We start from the raw sequence: 14379 nt of genomic DNA, 5'->3' as shown, positions 1-14379 counted from the left end.
AGCGAATAGAAACGTAACCCACTGTTTTAGTTCTGTTTAATTTCCTTGTTATAGCGCTTTGCCTAACAATTCTAATTCGTGAATCATTTGTCTAAAATATATCTTTTTGTTTGTGAAAATAGATTTCATTTGTGATAAATATGATGACACCTGATCCGGGTTATTTAACGCGAGATAAATAATATCGGTATCAGACATATCTGAGTTCGTCACATGTCTTTCGGTTACAGTTAACGATCTGAGTAATGTTATGTGTAATTTGAAATTTTCAATTTCAAACGATTTATTTAACATATCCCTCGCAGAATCAGTTCCCAAGGCAATCTCATAACTAGACTCGAAATGCCTTAGAGAGTTTTCAAGTTCAAATACTTTATTCAGAGATTGCTCAAATAGTAATTTTTGAGCATTGGTTCCATAAATTTTAGACATACTAAAATGACCTTGTACATTACTCACTTGTTTTTGTAAAAGCAATAACTCGGTATACACAAAAACCAACTTACTTTTATTCTTCCATATACTAATAGCATAAAGAGCAAGGATGAAACCTCCAATTGTGGCTAAATTTGCTAAAGATGATAAAAAAATACTTAATGATAACCCTTGGAAAATTAGCGCTAAGTAAACTCCCGAAATTACTAGACTAAAAATGCAAACAGTATAAACAAACTTATCGTTAAACATATTTCTCCATGCGCTATAACAGCTTATCAGAGGACACTTCCCCTATTTTTACGCGAAAATGTCCTTATTTTATGAGTTTGTATTTTTATCAGATATCGTATGTTATTGCCAATTATAAATGTGATTCTAGGGACAGGCTTTTTTAGGATGGGGAAAAGATGAAAGTGTCCTCATATTATGAGGTATTACAAGTAACGTTGTTTTTATAGCGTGGGCGCTACGTGTTAAATACCGACTTTAACACGTAGCGCTGTGATGATTTTTTGCATTTCTTTAATGCAGTCTTTTAAATCTTCATTTTGGTTTTGTAAAAAACCGATGTGGGTTCTATTGGTAACAACGACTGTTGTTATGACCACTATTTGCATAATGATGAATATAAAGTCTTTTAGGTTTAAGTGTAAGCTATCCATTTTTAGCCCTCTTAACCAAGGTGATAAACTGCGGTACAACGTTTTTTAAACTCGCAATGCCCCACACGCCCCCGTTAATGGCTATCCATGTTTGAATTAACCAAGGCGGCACGCCTTCTAGGTTTTTAAAAATGGTTGCGCCATGCGCCGGCGAAATAATGGTAATGAGTATCGGCGCGGTAAACATGGAGTAGCTAAAGAGCCGCAAGGTTTTGTCTTTATCCTTTAAACTTTGCATTTCCCAATTATGGTTATTATCAACGCCCGACTGAACAAGTTTTGTTTGCCCTGTGATAACGGCCAGCTCTCTGTCATGCTCGGCCTTTTTGATTTTACCGCGATATTCAATGTACGTGGTGAGGGGGGCAAAGATACCACCCAGCCAACTAAAAAAAGGGTTTGCTTTAGTCATCGTCTAAAATCCCTTTGGTGTGCTTTTTAACTTGATACACAGCAAAGGCCCCTATTAATGCCCCTGCTACCGCTGTGATTAACCATGTTTTGTTTATCATGCGAGTGTTACTCCCTCACGCGCTTGGTGAAGGTTAAACGCCCCTTTTGCCCCTTCAAAATCTGACATGGCGAGCATCAGTTCAGGGTAGAGGTGTTCGGGTATCGCATCATGTGCCGTAATACCTAATCGTTGCCCCACGTACTTAATATAGTTTTGCGTGTGGTTAACGTAAGTTTGGCCGTTATGCTCACCGTTTGCGGGTGCCCAACGATTTAAAATAGTCTCAAGCGTGTAAGCGCTGTACTTATTTTTGTATGTCATTAATAATTTATACGCGGCACGGAACCCAAACGCCGGCGTTAAAAATTCCTCATAGCCTTTATCAATAGCGCGCTCTCGCTCACCGACCCAATCATTGCCCGTGCGTATGTTTAACGGGTTGTTGTAGCGTACGTTCATAGGTGTGTTGTTCTGTTTTTTAACTAACATATAAATAAATCCCACTGAGCAGAGGGTGACAAGTAGATTAACCTTGTGCACCGTGTGCCTCTTTTAAAGAATATAAAACCTCGCCGCTGTCGTTGATAACGTCATTGTCTACCACGACACAGCCCACTAAATCAGCTCGGTACTCAGTGATTTTAATATCGTGTTCACCCAGTGCGACGGATTCCCCCACCATACGAATACTGGCTACCGTGGTTTTATCATCGGTATTTGATAAGGTAATTAAATTAAACATATTCGATTAGCTCCCAGTAAACAGTCGGCGGAAAGTTATTGCTGTACGACGGCGGCGCTTGTATGACGATTTCATTGATTGATTTTATGTAGCCACCGCCGACAATAGACCACTGTTTATCATCACCTGAATATGTCCCTTTACCGCTAAAGCACGAAATATTCAAGACGCTTTTAGTGATATCAATGTCTCCTACGCTAACCGTGCCAGCGCCGCGTATATTTCCGCGCTGAATGGACTTGATAGGCGATGTCGGGAGCGCATCTATTTTGACACTCAACGCATTTGTTAGCGCAATAAGCTTACTGATAATTGCGTTTTCTGTGGCGTGTGCGGTGCTATTAACTGATTCATTCACGGCGGTTTGAGTGTTTAACATCGCCTGTGCAAACGTTATTGCTAGGTTCGTTAATTTCAGCTCTACATCGGTAGACGCTTGTGCTTGCCCTGCTTCAATGACTTGTTGCGACTCAGCGACTTTGTTTTCAATGTTCTTAAAGCGCCAGTAATTATCAACATCAATTTTTGATGTTTGTTCGTCTATGAGCGGCTTTATGTTTGCTTGGTTGTTTACGCCCGCCATTGCTCACCTCCTGCAAGGGTTATGTCTTCATCACTGTCATTTTTAACAAACACCGCTGTTTGTGTCTCAAACTCAAACGAGGCAGGGGCGTTTTTATTGCCCGATAAATAAACGCCGGTTGCTGTGTTGTCCTCGCTGTTGGCGATACGAACGGGCGTGAAGTTAGCCGAGTCTGTAATGACTTGAATAATAGCGCGGCGATTTTCAGCTAATCGTGCAGGGAATACCGCTATTGTTTTACCTGCAGGTAAATGCGTTTTGCTTACCGCAAGCGCTTCAAAATGGTTGCTCGGGAGCATCGCCATTTTGCCGTTTTCAACCGTTGCGTTTGCATCCACTTTGATTGATTCACGTATGCGGCTGACTTCTATCGCATTAGATACCGATACAACCCCTTTACCGACGGCATATACTTTGATGTTTGAAATTTCATATTCAAAATCAATGGCCTCGTCTGTGTCGTTTTTAAACGTCACTTGCTTAAACCCATCAAGGTCAAGCACACGGCCAACCTCGCCGACTAAGCTCCCAAATTCCCCGTCGATTTTAAACGCGGCAGTGGAATTGACGATTGATAGCCACCGCGCCCCCATCGGGCGCGATAACTCTTGTTTTGCTTGTAATGTGACTTTAGGCACTTTATTTACTCCGCGTCATTGATGTAATTACAACCGCAATACCGATAACACCTAGCGCAATAGCCATGTATTTAATCATTTGGCCCGCTTGCTCAGCCACAATATCCTGTCCCTGCAGGGCGGTGTTTTTTGCCAGCTCTGAAATAATCGCTTTGTCGTCTGTTGCGGACTTAGCTATCTGCGCCACGGTTTGCGTTGAGTTGTTTAACTGCGTTTGTGTTGCATTGCGTAAACTGTCTGACAGCTCACTCACGGCATCTAAACTAAACTCGCTAAAGTTCGATATCGTTGAGCGGCCAAAATCACCCACCTCATTAACCGCGTTGTTGGCGGTATCACTTAAGCGTGTGACGGAGTCCCCTGCAAAATCAAGCGATGCGTCAAGTACACGGCCGTTTTCTTTGATTGCATCAGCCGCCACACGTGCCGACTCTTCGGCTGCACGTCGTGACGCATCAGCGGCAATTTCAGCGGCGCGAATAGATGTCTCGGCGGCGGCTTCTGCCGCTGCGCGAGCTGAGTCTTTGGCCGCTTCTATGGCGGCTTTACTCACCGCTTCATTGGCATTAAGTGCCTTTTCACCAAACCCGAACGCGTCCCCAATTGCGCCGCCATCGAGCACGTTTATATTGCCGCTGTTGCCTGCAAACTCGCCATCGTTTTTAACGCTGTTATCAATGTCAATTTCCCACTCCTGAGAGTTATCGACACTGTTATCATTTGACGACTCGTCATGTGTAACATTTCCGCCCACCCCTGCATAATCACCATCATTAACAATGTTATTCGTGGTTTGTTGATTACTCGTTGATTGACTGGCTTTAGACTTACCGCCCATGATGCCCCCTTAGCGAATTAGTCGCGTGGCAACATTGCCGCCGATAGCGTCGCGGCGGGCATCATGGCGGGCGCGACTCGTTGCACCACGCATAGCGCGATGAATCGCACGACGTCGCATTTTGTATGCCCCTTTTGCTGTTAATGGTTTCATTGTATTTTTATCCTGTAGATGTATTCGTTATTGCCAAACATGGCGTTACGCACTTCGATAAGTTGCGGCTTAACCGACAGCGCATTCACCCCTTTGGCTAAAAAGTGCGGGTTCTTGGTGTGATAGCGAATCGATTTAAAGCCTTTCATTTTTGCGAAAAACACAAACTCATGGGCGACGTGGGCCAGCCCTGCTCCCGCAACGGCCACAAACACCAGCTCTTGCCCCTCAGGGCGAACAACGGCAAACACCTTGCCGTTACTGGTTTGATAGCACATTGCTACGCCGCGCTTTATTTCGCGCTTTATCTGACCCGCGCCGCCTTTCATCGCCGGCGCTAATCGGTCTTTCACCTGCTCAAAGTTAATCGGCGTCATGTTATTTTTTCATAATAAAGACGAGGGCTAAGCCCGCTAAACCAAACAACAGCCACGGGTTAACACCCGTACCGCCGTAGTTAAGCCCACCGAACGTGGTTGATGCGCCAAATGACTGGTCGCCATTCTTTGCACTGCTTGCGCCCCCACTGGCACTGTATCCCGCGCCGCCCATTATTGACCGCCTTTATATACTTGGTAGCCGACATAGCCCGCACCCGCGACTAACGTTAGTTTTGTGACGTTGCTGAGTAAATCAGATGACCACGCACCGCCTGCGAACCCCAACCCCGCACCCCCAAAAAAGACAAAGAGTAATGGCATAGCACCCCCTAGCGTTTAAACACGAAAAGAAGGACAACCACCGCGCCCACGGCCAACATTTTGTTATCAACGCCGGCGATTAGCTGATTGCTCATAACCGGTGCACCGTGTTGTGCTACCGCGCCCGTTGTGCCTGTTGTCGCTGGCGCACCCGTGATGGTTGCGCCTTTTAACGGCTCGTTATCGCGTAATTTAGCAACGTCTTTTTGTGACTCACTCGCAACCGTCTTTTGATATTCCTGATAGCTGTCGTATTGCTCGCCCACATAGTCAGTGGCCGCATCCCAGATATTACCAACGGAATCAAACAGTGAATCTGTATCAAACCACTCCATACAGCCCCCTTAGCCTTGTAAGCTAGCTAGTGATAGTTGGATAATTTCATCTTGCGTTGGCGCGGCTTTAACTTGCTTAAACCCGTCGATGTAAGTTTTGATTGCACCTGGTCCATCAACAACGAACTCAAAATTTAAGTCTTGGGCATTCATTGCGCCCTCAGCACCAAAACCCAATACGGTAAAGTCTAAAATGCAATAGCCGTCTTGCAGCTCAACACCCGCATGGCGCTGTAAACCAAAATCAAGATCTGAACGCATCACGCGATGAATAACCAGATTGCCGCGCTTGACGCGAATTTCTGATATTTTCACTTTGTCTTCTTTAAACACCATGCGTTGAATGTGCATTTCATAGCCGTTTGACGCTGGCGGAGCCCATGCATGTTCGCCCGCTGCCGCTGATAATTGCGTAAGCTCAAAACGGGTCGGTGCGATAATACGGCCAGTCGGCTTTTTATCCGTTACATACGCTTTAGCGCGCAGTGTGGGCGTAATAGGGTCGTTTTCACCTTTGTCCGCAAACTTGACAATCAGTGTCACGATGTCTTCTTTTTCCGTCACTAGCTGCGTTTTGTAAGCGCCTTGCGCCGTGCGGTATCCAAATTTTGATAACTCTAAAACAAAGCGGCCCGTGGTTTGAAACTTCTTGTAGGCTTTATCAAGTACATTCAAAATTTCATTTGAGGCATACACAACGGGATTACCACTGATATCAATGGTGATTTTTTCAATCGTTGGTACGTGCTTTAAATTCGTTTCAAGCTCAATTGAGTGATAGACAAGCCCCGCTTGTAATTCGATTACCGATTCTTCGCCATACGTTACACCGGACGGTGCAGCGAGTTGGATAACAGTCGGTTGCATGTTGCCAAAGGCACGTTTGACCATCGCGGCTATATTTTGTGTACTCATGTATTAACGCTCCTGCGTTTAGTTAAATGTTACTTACTCTGTTAACGGGCAAACGCCAATTAACCAATCGCGTCTTCTACTGGATCAACGTTATTCGATGCCCAAACAACACCCACCGCAATCAATGTACAAATGGCGATAACCGTGTAATTACTTTTCGTTAGCTTCATGTGTTTTACCTTTACTGTTAAATAAGAAATGCTTAATAAGTTTTACTGCTACAAACGCAGTGACTGCCGCGCCTGTGCCATAAATAAATTGTTTGTTCACGTTGCGCCGTCTATTCGTTGTTTGCTTAAGTGGCTTTTAGTAAACGCTAGGGAAACCGTATCGGTCAATGGGGGGAAAGTGGCGTTAACCTATTAGGTTAAATTAGGCAAAAAAAAACCGCATTTAAGCGGTTTTTTTTAGTTTAATCGGCTTGAAAAAATTACTAATACGATTAATTAAATTTTATTAAGTCATAAAGCTTGAATTTTTGATTAATAGCCTTATATATATTGTGGATATAAAATAACCAATGCAACCAAAATAAGGATCTATAAAATATGAGTATAAAGCCAGGCCCTAAACCTAAGAAAGAAGATGGTACTCCAGATGAAAGACGTCGTGTGACACCAGAGAATCAACCTAAACACCCTAAATTGAAACCTCACGATCATAAATAAAAATAGTAAAGAGCCTTTATTAAGGCTCTTTTTATTAAAGTAGAATGACTTAAAAACGAAATTTCCCCTTTTTGACGTTACCGAATCCCTCCCCTTTAAAGTAATATTCGAGCTTGTTTAAGGCCATTATATCGGCTGCATTAACTTGCAGTTCTTTGGCTACGCGCTCAACATCACTGACTAAGTTTTGACACCCGATCCATTTATAACCGGACATAGAAATAACCGTGTTAGGTATCGGCGCGAGTCGCTGGCTTACCGAATGCACCATGATATTAAACTTACGGCCAGCCTCTAACAGCTCACCGTAAATAGAATCCTCATCCCCTGACGAGACCGTAACGCGGTTAATTTCTTCAGCCACGAAATGCAGGGTTTTAGGGTGCTTACCGTTCCCCATTCCCCACACAATCGCACACGCTTCTAAAAACAATTTACGGATACTGCTTTTATCTTTTGGTGGGTTATTAGGGGTAAATGCAATCTTAAAGCCTTGCTTTGTTTTACGCCCAGCATGTACCGCCATTAAAAAGCCTTTTAAGGTTGAATAGGTGCGGACAGTACGCCCCAAAAATTCACCGCCTTTATATTGGCCGTATAAGTCCCAAAACACCACTTGGTCAGTGGCTTTTATCAACTTCATTTTACGTGTCGCTACGGATTTACCCGACCCCGTAGCCCCCGCATATAACGCGTGCGTTATGTTTAATCTATCATTTGGGTTGATAGGTGATAATGACATCGTTACGCCGCCTGCTCTGTGGCATTGACTGGCTCAGCGTCTGCATTTTGTGCGGTCTCTGGCTGTGGGCTTTGTTGAGTGGGGTTAACTAGCTTTTCTCTATCAAGTGCTTTAAGCGCCTTAATTTGGCTTACTGAGCCGTAAGCCAGCATACCCACAGCAAAGGCCGCTTTTACTTCTATTTCATAATTGCCCATCAGCGGCACTAACGACCCGCTGTATTTTTGGATTGCCGGCGCAATTGCTTTGGCCGATTCAGCTTTTTCTAAATCCCCAATAGCAAACTTTTTATGACCAAACAGTTTAAATGCACCTTCAAGGCCAGCCACTAAATTAGTTGCCATGAACAAAGCGCCGCCTTCACTTTGCATTTCTTTGATTAGCTGCTTTTCCTGCTCTTCTTTTGTAGGCGGCGTTTCATCTTTAATATTACTTTTAAGCGGGTCGAAATCCTCGCTTTTGCCAAGGTCAATACCTAGTCTGTTAGCTTCGGCCAATACCGCATCGTCACGGGTTGATTCATCGGCGACAGCATCAGCCGGTTGCGTAAGTTCTTCGATTTCGTTTGTTTGATTTTCGTTTGTAGCGTTCATAATTTACCTTAGATTAAATAGCGAGTAATACACCAAGACCCGCCCCAATAAGGGCAAATATACCCACGCGTTTGGCTTTTTCGGGGGGTACTTGCTCGGGGTTTATTGGGGTCGTAACGGTTTGAACCGCTGGTTTAGCGGTATCTATCGGGTTAGATACTGCTGCTTTTTCGGCTTGATTTACGGTTAACGGGTCGGCTTGCGTTTGGCTGGATACCGCTATTTCTGCGGTATCCAGCGGCTTAACCGTATCGGGCTTATCAACAGGTATACGCTCATGTTCATTTAAGCCTATAAGGTTAACGTGTTCGGCTTTCGGTTCGACAGCCGGCGCATCTTCTTTCTGGTCTACGTTAACCACGTCGCTAGGCGCTTTTTCCGCGTTTAGTAGCGCTTCGATTGTTGGTTGCATTTCACGTGCTATCTTTTCTTGGTACGGCTTACCACCGCATTGATCTGTACCGCATTCATCACACATCATGTAAACCGTGTTTTTGCGTTTCCCTTTGGGTCTGTGAACACTGGCAATTGAGCCACAATGATGTTTATAAACACCAATAACAGGGTTTAAGCTTGTACGTAATGGGATCGTGCCGCCATTTGGAGCGGGTACTGTTTTATTCGGTAATTGCATCATTACCCCCAATTAGTCCCTTAAGCTCGCTTAGTTCCTTACGGGCTAGCTTTGTTTCTTTTTCCAATTGGCCGCAAAGCACCGCGAACATTTTTAAAAGTGCTAACGTTTCATCCCCCAAATTTATAGCGGCTGTTTTAGTGCCTAGCATACTGGCGCGTTTGGTTAATTCAGCGGCTGTTTCAACACGCTTAACTTGAGTATTAATATTTATCATTAGTAACCTTCTCAAATGTTTCTGTTAATGTTGATTTAGATTTTTCATAGGCGGCACAAGCAATAACACGCTTTTTGCCATCAATGAGCTGCTCCACTTGCCCATTGTTAATACAGTCGCTAGCCACTGACATAAATGAGACTTCATAGGCTGCTAAATAGTAAAGCCAAGCAATAACGCCTAAACATAAACTCGTTTTTAAAATGTTGAATAAATCAGCATTTAGTTTTTGCTGTAATGCATCAATTTTTTCTATCACTCGATCACCTTTTAATTAAATCTGTTTAAAAACCTCAAAAAACGAAATTTGTGGATAAGTGGACAGAATCCGCTACGCGTATTACTGACGCACTTAACACACAATATAATCAGCCGTGGATATGTGGACAAAACCCCCTGCGGGGCTTGTTGACGCACATAACACACCGCCCTATAAGTTTTCTTTGATTTTTTAATAAAATAATTTGGCTTTTTTAACGCCTAGCGGCGGGCCAAATGCTGGCCCCTGCGGGGCTTTTCTCCTCACTTACGCCTCGGGTTGTATGGGGCGCAACAAAGACACGTTGCACCCCAGAATAATGTTGGCCCCTGCGGGGCTTTTCTCTGATTTATGATGCGCGCCCTAAAAGGGCTGGGAACTGTCTCTACTTGCTGCCCCTCGCTGCGCTTCGGATGCAGCAAGCCCCTTGTAAACCGCGATAAGATTAACCGAACTCAATCGGTACTTAGGCTAATTACAATAGAGGCGCTACATCCGAAATCGCATTGAGGGGCTTACCAGAGCACGCTATTTTAGTGCACTGTGGTAAGCCTTACTTCGGGTGGCGGTGCGTTTAGGTAAACGGGCCCGCAAGAATGACTTAAAAGAGCTTTCAACCTCTGCCCCCCTTATGCCCCTGCTCATTCTCATAACGTTGGCCGTGTTCCTAACGGTTATGTGCGAAAGGCTGCGAACCTTCTATTACCCCAATTGGGCGCTTATCCTAGCCAATAATGTTATCGCTTCGTACAGGTTGAGCTGTCGGCATTGTTCCCGTGATAGCTCAATTGGGATACTCAACCCCCACGATTTTGGTACACGTAGACCACAAAAACACTTTGATCCAATCTACGCACGAACCCCAAAACCAGTTATTTAACGAGTGTATTTTTAGGTAAAGCCACCGTAATGGCCTTAGCTAAAAACACAAAACCAGCACAAGGCTGGTTAATGTATAAGGTTTAGGGCTTTGGCCTCTGCTTTTAGTGTTTGATAGCTTTGGGGTAAGACTTGAAAGTGTGCACTTAGTTTTTGGTCTTTAACACAGGCGATAATTTCACAGTCATCATTGAATGATAGCGAGTCGAAATAAGCGCATAGGCCGCTTGTAATGACTATCTTTTGGGTGAAATTAATAGAGGTTATATCATTAAACGCGGTGTTTAAATTCAGTGTGTGTACGTGTTCTTTCATGGTCTTATTCCCTAAGCTTGGCGTGTAAATTTGCTTTGTGTATTCATACTTGGTCTAGGTTGTGGCAGTTATTGTATTGCGCGATAACTGCCACTTGCTGCCAAGCATAGATAAAAACAGTCTGGTGACTGCTTCGGAAATAATTATAGTCCTCCGATGAGAACATAGTCAACGGGCGAGCACTAATGCAAAGCACGTTGACTACGTCTATAATCGATTTAACCGACATGCCAAGACGGATATAAAACTCATGAAAATAACCACTTCACTAGAGCTACTAGAATGGTTTAAAAGTACCGCCGATATTGACTCTGATTATATGGTTAGTAAGCTAACTGGCATATCTAAACAAGTAATTAGCAGCGTAAGAACTGGCGAACGTGAATTTGCAGACTATACTGCGCTTAAGCTACTTTTAGTTGGCGAACACTCTGAACCCTTGAAAACAATGGCTTTGTTAGAGTCTTACAAGGCAGAGAGGAAAGGTGATGAAGTGAATGCAAAAATGTGGAGAACTAGCGCAGCCTAGTCGATTCCCCAAAACTTAGACAAAATGTCGTACCCCTTTTAGGTTTTTTCAATCTAGCAAAGGGATTGCGACAATCCTCCCCCCTACTATTTATATTATGTTAAATAAGGTATTTTACGCCATATTGGCGCGTAATCCCAGTTCAAGCAAAACCCCCATCGTAAGCCCTGTTTTTATATGTTTTCTCTTTTTAGCGATTATTCGTTTATTTGGGTTGAAACTAATTTATCAATCTAAAAAAAGAATGAAAAAACACAAAATAATTTATCTCGATGATCTCATTTAATTATTTTTTGCCGGATTTAGGAACGTATTTAGGTATTTATTTATTGGACTACTTATAGGATACATTTAAAAATTTATTATTTCGTGCTGGTTTCATGAATTTTGGTAAATTAGATCGTAAAGCAACTATGGAATTTTTGCTTATAAACTCAGAACGAACTTTAGAGCGATGGGTAAGTACAAACAAACCCTGCCCACGTGCTGTGCGAATGCTTGAACAACGAATTAATGGCGGCATGTCTTTGCATAAAGACTGGGATGGTTTTTATATTTGCCGTGAAGGTTATTTGTGGACACCGCGCGGTAAACGCTACGAACCTAGCTACTTAAACAAAATAGATTTTCTTCAAAGCTCAGTTCGCTATCACGAAAGTCATGTAAAAACATTACAACAGAAAATAGATCATTTGCATGAGCTGGTTGCGGCTAGTGATACGCTAAAGACCATAGGCAATGATTTAATTAAAATGAGTGATGAGTTTGCGCTCAAAGATATTGTGTTGAAGTATGGGGATAAAAAAAGAGCTCAATATTAGGCCGTAGTTACTACGGCCTAATTAACTTTATCGCATTTACACTCTAAAGTAATAATTATTCAATAAGATGTTCAAACCCTGCTTCAGACACATTACATTCAATTAAAATATAAGCTTTTTCAACTGCATGATAATCTAGAGATTTGCCATTCAATTGCTTTTCTTCTTTTAAAAGATCAGCACAAAGATTCGCCATTTCTTCAATAAATTCTAAAATTTCTTTAGCAACAGTTTCATTCGGAATTTTATTATCTAAAATTGGTTGAATTAATTTGTCTTTTTTCAAGTACTCTGCAAAATCAACGATTATAGTGTTAAGTGGTTCATAATTAACGCTCATACCTTTAATCTCCCACAATAATTTGAGTTTTTAGCTACAATTTCTAAGGCTTTTACTAAGTCTTCTATCAGCATTCTATCTCTCACCTTTAAGGATGCATGCCCAGGTCGATCATTAACAATGATAAGAGAGTTTGGTATTTTATGAGGCTCTAACGAATAAATATCAATCTCTCTAAAAAATTTTTGTTTTAAACTTATAATACTTTTTATTTTCCCCATTTTTGTAGCATAAGACAAACCCTGATTACTTACTTCTACATATTTTCCACAACTTGATATCTTAAAATCAGAGTTCCGAATTGCATCTGGCGAATAAGTAGTTGGCTTTTCATTATGAGCATTTGGGATTCTAGACCCTAAACCTACAGGCCGAATATATGGTTTATGCTTATCCCCACATATAGCTCGCAAGCGCTCCACTTCGGCATTAACATCCCCGATTGAAATTAATTCCATTTTTATATTCCTTTATGATTAATAAATATCTGATTCACAAACAAGTAGCCAGTTAACGCTTCAAATACCGGTGCAGCTATGCTGCATCCGCGTGATTTAACTTGTTATATTCTCCAAACATAAACTGCTTATGCTTCACATGTTCGTCCATTGACATGACGTAATTTTACGCGAAAATGTCCTTATTTTATGAGTTTCTATTTATATCAGATAGCCTCAGTATTGCAAATTATAAATATGATTCTAGGGACAGGCTTTTTTAGGATGGGGAAAAGATGAACGTTTTCTTATAGTACGGCTATGAGGTATTACAGGTAATATTGTTTTTATAGCGTGGGCGCTACGTGTTAAATGCCGACTTTAACACGTAGCGCGGTGATGATTTTTTGCATTTCTTTAATGCAGTCTTTTAAATCTTCATTTTGGTTTTGTAAAAAACCGATGTGGGTTCTATTGGTAACAACGACTGTTGTTATGACCACTATTTGCATAATGATGAATATAAAGTCTTTTAGGTTTAAGTGTAAGCTATCCATTTTTAGCCCTCTTAACCAAGGTGATAAACTGCGGTACGACGTTTTTTAAGCTCGCAATGCCCCACACGCCCCCGTTTATGGCTATCCATGTTTGGATTAACCAAGGCGGCACGCCTTCTAGGTTTTTAAAAATGGTTGCGCCATGCGCCGGCGAAATAATGGTGATGAGTATCGGCGCGGTAAACATCGAATAACTAAAGAGCCGTAGGGTTTTATCTTTATCCTTTAAACTTTGCATTTCCCAATTATGGTTATTATCAACGCCTGACTGAACAAGTTTTGTTTGCCCCGTGATGACGGCCAGCTCTCTGTCATGCTCGGCCTTTTTGATTTTACCGCGATATTCAATGTACGTGGTGAGGGGGGCAAAGATGCCACCCAGCCAACTAAAAAAAGGGTTTGCTTTAGTCATCGTCTAAAATCCCTTTGGTGTGCTTTTTAACTTGATACACCGCAAAGGCCCCTATTAATGCCCCTGCTACCGCTGTGATTAACCATGTTTTGTTTATCATGCGAGTGTTACTCCCTCACGCGCTTGGTGAAGATTAAACGCCCCTTTTGCCCCTTCAAAATCTGACATGGCGAGCATCAGTTCAGGGTATAGGTGTTCGGGTATCGCATTATGTGCCGTAATAACTAATCGTTGCCCCACGTACTTAATATAGTTTTACGTGTGGTTGATGTAAGTTTGGCCGTTGTGCTCACCGCTTGCGGGTGCCCAACGATTTAAAATAGTCTCAAGCGTGTATGCGTTGTACTTATTTTTGTATGTCATTAATAATTTATACGCGGCACGAAACCCAAACGCCGGCGTTAAAAATTCCTCATCGCTTTTTTCTATGTTCAATATGTTAGCGAATCTCTTAACCAGAGTTCAGCTTAGGCAAAATTGTTGCGCCTAATTTATATGGCATAAGTCCACTTTTTAC

27 protein-coding genes are annotated in these 14379 nt (G+C 42.5%); 2 read left to right on the top strand and 25 right to left on the bottom strand.

What is annotated here, in order from left to right; translation table 11 throughout:
* Nucleotides 1-48: 48 nt before the first annotated feature.
* The 20 genes from ACJJVZ_RS11225 to ACJJVZ_RS11130 all read right to left on the bottom strand — a co-directional run bounded on the left by ACJJVZ_RS11225 (nt 49) and on the right by ACJJVZ_RS11130 (nt 10766).
* The gene (locus ACJJVZ_RS11225; protein WP_405600488.1) at nt 49-687 is read right to left on the bottom strand and encodes a hypothetical protein; all 639 of its coding nucleotides are present in this window, start codon (nt 685-687) and stop codon (nt 49-51) included.
* Nucleotides 688-911: 224 nt separating this feature from the next.
* On the bottom strand, nt 912-1100 hold the full coding sequence (locus ACJJVZ_RS11220; protein ID WP_405600430.1) for a hypothetical protein: 189 nt from the start codon (nt 1098-1100) through the stop codon (nt 912-914).
* Complete coding sequence (locus ACJJVZ_RS11215; RefSeq protein ID WP_405600428.1) at nt 1093-1512, bottom strand: hypothetical protein; 420 nt, start codon at nt 1510-1512, stop codon at nt 1093-1095. Before ACJJVZ_RS11215 ends, ACJJVZ_RS11220 begins: the two co-directional genes overlap by 8 nt.
* A 96-nt stretch (nt 1513-1608) precedes the next feature.
* Nucleotides 1609-2043 (bottom strand): hypothetical protein, encoded by a 435-nt coding sequence (locus ACJJVZ_RS11210; RefSeq protein WP_405600466.1) that lies wholly within the window; start codon nt 2041-2043, stop codon nt 1609-1611.
* 37 nt (nt 2044-2080) lie between these two features.
* Entirely contained in the window at nt 2081-2296 is a 216-nt protein-coding gene (locus ACJJVZ_RS11205; protein ID WP_405600465.1) for a hypothetical protein, read from the bottom strand.
* Complete coding sequence (locus ACJJVZ_RS11200) at nt 2289-2879, bottom strand: hypothetical protein (RefSeq protein WP_405600463.1); 591 nt, start codon at nt 2877-2879, stop codon at nt 2289-2291. The genes ACJJVZ_RS11205 and ACJJVZ_RS11200 overlap by 8 nt, the downstream gene beginning before the upstream one ends.
* Entirely contained in the window at nt 2867-3517 is a 651-nt protein-coding gene (locus ACJJVZ_RS11195) for a hypothetical protein (protein WP_405600461.1), read from the bottom strand. Before ACJJVZ_RS11195 ends, ACJJVZ_RS11200 begins: the two co-directional genes overlap by 13 nt.
* A gap of 1 nt (nt 3518) precedes the next feature.
* Nucleotides 3519-4355 (bottom strand): hypothetical protein, encoded by an 837-nt coding sequence (locus ACJJVZ_RS11190; protein ID WP_405600459.1) that lies wholly within the window; start codon nt 4353-4355, stop codon nt 3519-3521.
* A gap of 9 nt (nt 4356-4364) precedes the next feature.
* Nucleotides 4365-4508, bottom strand: coding sequence for a hypothetical protein (locus tag ACJJVZ_RS11185; RefSeq protein WP_405600457.1), 144 nt, complete (start codon nt 4506-4508; stop codon nt 4365-4367).
* A complete protein-coding gene (locus tag ACJJVZ_RS11180; protein WP_405600455.1) occupies nt 4505-4885 on the bottom strand; it encodes a hypothetical protein in 381 nt (126 codons plus the stop codon). The genes ACJJVZ_RS11185 and ACJJVZ_RS11180 overlap by 4 nt, the downstream gene beginning before the upstream one ends.
* Before the next feature lies 1 nt (nt 4886).
* The gene (locus tag ACJJVZ_RS11175; protein ID WP_171037518.1) at nt 4887-5060 is read right to left on the bottom strand and encodes a hypothetical protein; all 174 of its coding nucleotides are present in this window, start codon (nt 5058-5060) and stop codon (nt 4887-4889) included.
* Nucleotides 5060-5209, bottom strand: a complete 150-nt coding sequence (locus ACJJVZ_RS11170; protein WP_171037517.1) for a hypothetical protein — start codon at nt 5207-5209, stop codon at nt 5060-5062. The genes ACJJVZ_RS11175 and ACJJVZ_RS11170 overlap by 1 nt, the downstream gene beginning before the upstream one ends.
* 8 nt (nt 5210-5217) lie before the next feature.
* A complete protein-coding gene (locus ACJJVZ_RS11165) occupies nt 5218-5544 on the bottom strand; it encodes a hypothetical protein (protein ID WP_282131404.1) in 327 nt (108 codons plus the stop codon).
* Between the two features lie 9 nt (nt 5545-5553).
* Complete coding sequence (locus ACJJVZ_RS11160; RefSeq protein ID WP_405600451.1) at nt 5554-6459, bottom strand: major capsid protein P2; 906 nt, start codon at nt 6457-6459, stop codon at nt 5554-5556.
* A gap of 717 nt (nt 6460-7176) precedes the next feature.
* Nucleotides 7177-7869, bottom strand: a complete 693-nt coding sequence (locus ACJJVZ_RS11155) for a hypothetical protein (RefSeq protein WP_405600449.1) — start codon at nt 7867-7869, stop codon at nt 7177-7179.
* 2 nt (nt 7870-7871) lie between these two features.
* Nucleotides 7872-8462 (bottom strand): hypothetical protein, encoded by a 591-nt coding sequence (locus ACJJVZ_RS11150; RefSeq protein WP_405600447.1) that lies wholly within the window; start codon nt 8460-8462, stop codon nt 7872-7874.
* Between the two features lie 13 nt (nt 8463-8475).
* Nucleotides 8476-9099: a hypothetical protein gene (locus tag ACJJVZ_RS11145; RefSeq protein ID WP_405600445.1), complete on the bottom strand. Its 624-nt coding sequence runs from the start codon at nt 9097-9099 to the stop codon at nt 8476-8478.
* The gene (locus ACJJVZ_RS11140) at nt 9080-9313 is read right to left on the bottom strand and encodes a hypothetical protein (RefSeq protein WP_405600442.1); all 234 of its coding nucleotides are present in this window, start codon (nt 9311-9313) and stop codon (nt 9080-9082) included. The genes ACJJVZ_RS11145 and ACJJVZ_RS11140 overlap by 20 nt, the downstream gene beginning before the upstream one ends.
* Nucleotides 9300-9572, bottom strand: coding sequence for a hypothetical protein (locus ACJJVZ_RS11135; RefSeq protein ID WP_405600440.1), 273 nt, complete (start codon nt 9570-9572; stop codon nt 9300-9302). Before ACJJVZ_RS11135 ends, ACJJVZ_RS11140 begins: the two co-directional genes overlap by 14 nt.
* A 948-nt stretch (nt 9573-10520) precedes the next feature.
* Nucleotides 10521-10766, bottom strand: a complete 246-nt coding sequence (locus ACJJVZ_RS11130; RefSeq protein ID WP_405600438.1) for a hypothetical protein — start codon at nt 10764-10766, stop codon at nt 10521-10523.
* 250 nt (nt 10767-11016) lie between these two features.
* Here ACJJVZ_RS11130 and ACJJVZ_RS11125 point away from each other — a divergent pair, with 250 nt between their 5' ends.
* Both ACJJVZ_RS11125 and ACJJVZ_RS11120 read left to right on the top strand, forming a co-directional pair.
* Nucleotides 11017-11295 (top strand): hypothetical protein, encoded by a 279-nt coding sequence (locus tag ACJJVZ_RS11125; protein WP_405600435.1) that lies wholly within the window; start codon nt 11017-11019, stop codon nt 11293-11295.
* 380 nt (nt 11296-11675) lie between these two features.
* Nucleotides 11676-12116, top strand: a complete 441-nt coding sequence (locus tag ACJJVZ_RS11120) for a DUF3653 domain-containing protein (RefSeq protein ID WP_405600433.1) — start codon at nt 11676-11678, stop codon at nt 12114-12116.
* A gap of 55 nt (nt 12117-12171) precedes the next feature.
* On the opposite strand, the gene ACJJVZ_RS11115 is transcribed toward ACJJVZ_RS11120, so the two are convergent.
* The 5 genes from ACJJVZ_RS11115 to ACJJVZ_RS11095 all read right to left on the bottom strand — a co-directional run bounded on the left by ACJJVZ_RS11115 (nt 12172) and on the right by ACJJVZ_RS11095 (nt 14297).
* Entirely contained in the window at nt 12172-12456 is a 285-nt protein-coding gene (locus ACJJVZ_RS11115; protein WP_138586533.1) for a hypothetical protein, read from the bottom strand.
* Nucleotides 12453-12914 carry a hypothetical protein gene (locus ACJJVZ_RS11110; protein WP_405600432.1) on the bottom strand — a complete coding sequence of 154 codons (462 nt, stop codon included), beginning with the start codon at nt 12912-12914 and terminating at the stop codon, nt 12453-12455. The genes ACJJVZ_RS11115 and ACJJVZ_RS11110 overlap by 4 nt, the downstream gene beginning before the upstream one ends.
* A 347-nt stretch (nt 12915-13261) precedes the next feature.
* Nucleotides 13262-13450: a hypothetical protein gene (locus ACJJVZ_RS11105; protein ID WP_405600430.1), complete on the bottom strand. Its 189-nt coding sequence runs from the start codon at nt 13448-13450 to the stop codon at nt 13262-13264.
* Entirely contained in the window at nt 13443-13862 is a 420-nt protein-coding gene (locus ACJJVZ_RS11100) for a hypothetical protein (protein WP_405600428.1), read from the bottom strand. Before ACJJVZ_RS11100 ends, ACJJVZ_RS11105 begins: the two co-directional genes overlap by 8 nt.
* 255 nt (nt 13863-14117) lie before the next feature.
* Nucleotides 14118-14297, bottom strand: a complete 180-nt coding sequence (locus ACJJVZ_RS11095; protein ID WP_405600426.1) for a hypothetical protein — start codon at nt 14295-14297, stop codon at nt 14118-14120.
* Between the last annotated feature and the right edge of the window lie 82 nt (nt 14298-14379).

Source organism: Pseudoalteromonas sp. Ld19, from assembly GCF_045064135.1.
Taxonomy (GTDB): domain Bacteria; phylum Pseudomonadota; class Gammaproteobacteria; order Enterobacterales; family Alteromonadaceae; genus Pseudoalteromonas; species Pseudoalteromonas aliena.
The sequence above is the reverse complement of the archived record's forward strand: the minus strand, read 5'-3'. Positions and strand labels throughout refer to the sequence as shown.

Coding starts and splice junctions, on each gene's coding strand:
- ACJJVZ_RS11225 (WP_405600488.1), bottom strand. CDS start 687: ATGTTTAACGATAAGTTTGTTTATACTGTTTGCATTTTTAGTCTAGTA.
- ACJJVZ_RS11220 (WP_405600430.1), bottom strand. CDS start 1,100: ATGGATAGCTTACACTTAAACCTAAAAGACTTTATATTCATCATTATG.
- ACJJVZ_RS11215 (WP_405600428.1), bottom strand. CDS start 1,512: ATGACTAAAGCAAACCCTTTTTTTAGTTGGCTGGGTGGTATCTTTGCC.
- ACJJVZ_RS11210 (WP_405600466.1), bottom strand. CDS start 2,043: ATGTTAGTTAAAAAACAGAACAACACACCTATGAACGTACGCTACAAC.
- ACJJVZ_RS11205 (WP_405600465.1), bottom strand. CDS start 2,296: ATGTTTAATTTAATTACCTTATCAAATACCGATGATAAAACCACGGTA.
- ACJJVZ_RS11200 (WP_405600463.1), bottom strand. CDS start 2,879: ATGGCGGGCGTAAACAACCAAGCAAACATAAAGCCGCTCATAGACGAA.
- ACJJVZ_RS11190 (WP_405600459.1), bottom strand. CDS start 4,355: ATGGGCGGTAAGTCTAAAGCCAGTCAATCAACGAGTAATCAACAAACC.
- ACJJVZ_RS11185 (WP_405600457.1), bottom strand. CDS start 4,508: ATGAAACCATTAACAGCAAAAGGGGCATACAAAATGCGACGTCGTGCG.
- ACJJVZ_RS11180 (WP_405600455.1), bottom strand. CDS start 4,885: ATGACGCCGATTAACTTTGAGCAGGTGAAAGACCGATTAGCGCCGGCG.
- ACJJVZ_RS11175 (WP_171037518.1), bottom strand. CDS start 5,060: ATGGGCGGCGCGGGATACAGTGCCAGTGGGGGCGCAAGCAGTGCAAAG.
- ACJJVZ_RS11170 (WP_171037517.1), bottom strand. CDS start 5,209: ATGCCATTACTCTTTGTCTTTTTTGGGGGTGCGGGGTTGGGGTTCGCA.
- ACJJVZ_RS11165 (WP_282131404.1), bottom strand. CDS start 5,544: ATGGAGTGGTTTGATACAGATTCACTGTTTGATTCCGTTGGTAATATC.
- ACJJVZ_RS11160 (WP_405600451.1), bottom strand. CDS start 6,459: ATGAGTACACAAAATATAGCCGCGATGGTCAAACGTGCCTTTGGCAAC.
- ACJJVZ_RS11155 (WP_405600449.1), bottom strand. CDS start 7,869: ATGTCATTATCACCTATCAACCCAAATGATAGATTAAACATAACGCAC.
- ACJJVZ_RS11150 (WP_405600447.1), bottom strand. CDS start 8,462: ATGAACGCTACAAACGAAAATCAAACAAACGAAATCGAAGAACTTACG.
- ACJJVZ_RS11145 (WP_405600445.1), bottom strand. CDS start 9,099: ATGATGCAATTACCGAATAAAACAGTACCCGCTCCAAATGGCGGCACG.
- ACJJVZ_RS11140 (WP_405600442.1), bottom strand. CDS start 9,313: ATGATAAATATTAATACTCAAGTTAAGCGTGTTGAAACAGCCGCTGAA.
- ACJJVZ_RS11130 (WP_405600438.1), bottom strand. CDS start 10,766: ATGAAAGAACACGTACACACACTGAATTTAAACACCGCGTTTAATGAT.
- ACJJVZ_RS11125 (WP_405600435.1), top strand. CDS start 11,017: ATGAAAATAACCACTTCACTAGAGCTACTAGAATGGTTTAAAAGTACC.
- ACJJVZ_RS11120 (WP_405600433.1), top strand. CDS start 11,676: ATGAATTTTGGTAAATTAGATCGTAAAGCAACTATGGAATTTTTGCTT.
- ACJJVZ_RS11115 (WP_138586533.1), bottom strand. CDS start 12,456: ATGAGCGTTAATTATGAACCACTTAACACTATAATCGTTGATTTTGCA.
- ACJJVZ_RS11110 (WP_405600432.1), bottom strand. CDS start 12,914: ATGGAATTAATTTCAATCGGGGATGTTAATGCCGAAGTGGAGCGCTTG.
- ACJJVZ_RS11105 (WP_405600430.1), bottom strand. CDS start 13,450: ATGGATAGCTTACACTTAAACCTAAAAGACTTTATATTCATCATTATG.
- ACJJVZ_RS11100 (WP_405600428.1), bottom strand. CDS start 13,862: ATGACTAAAGCAAACCCTTTTTTTAGTTGGCTGGGTGGCATCTTTGCC.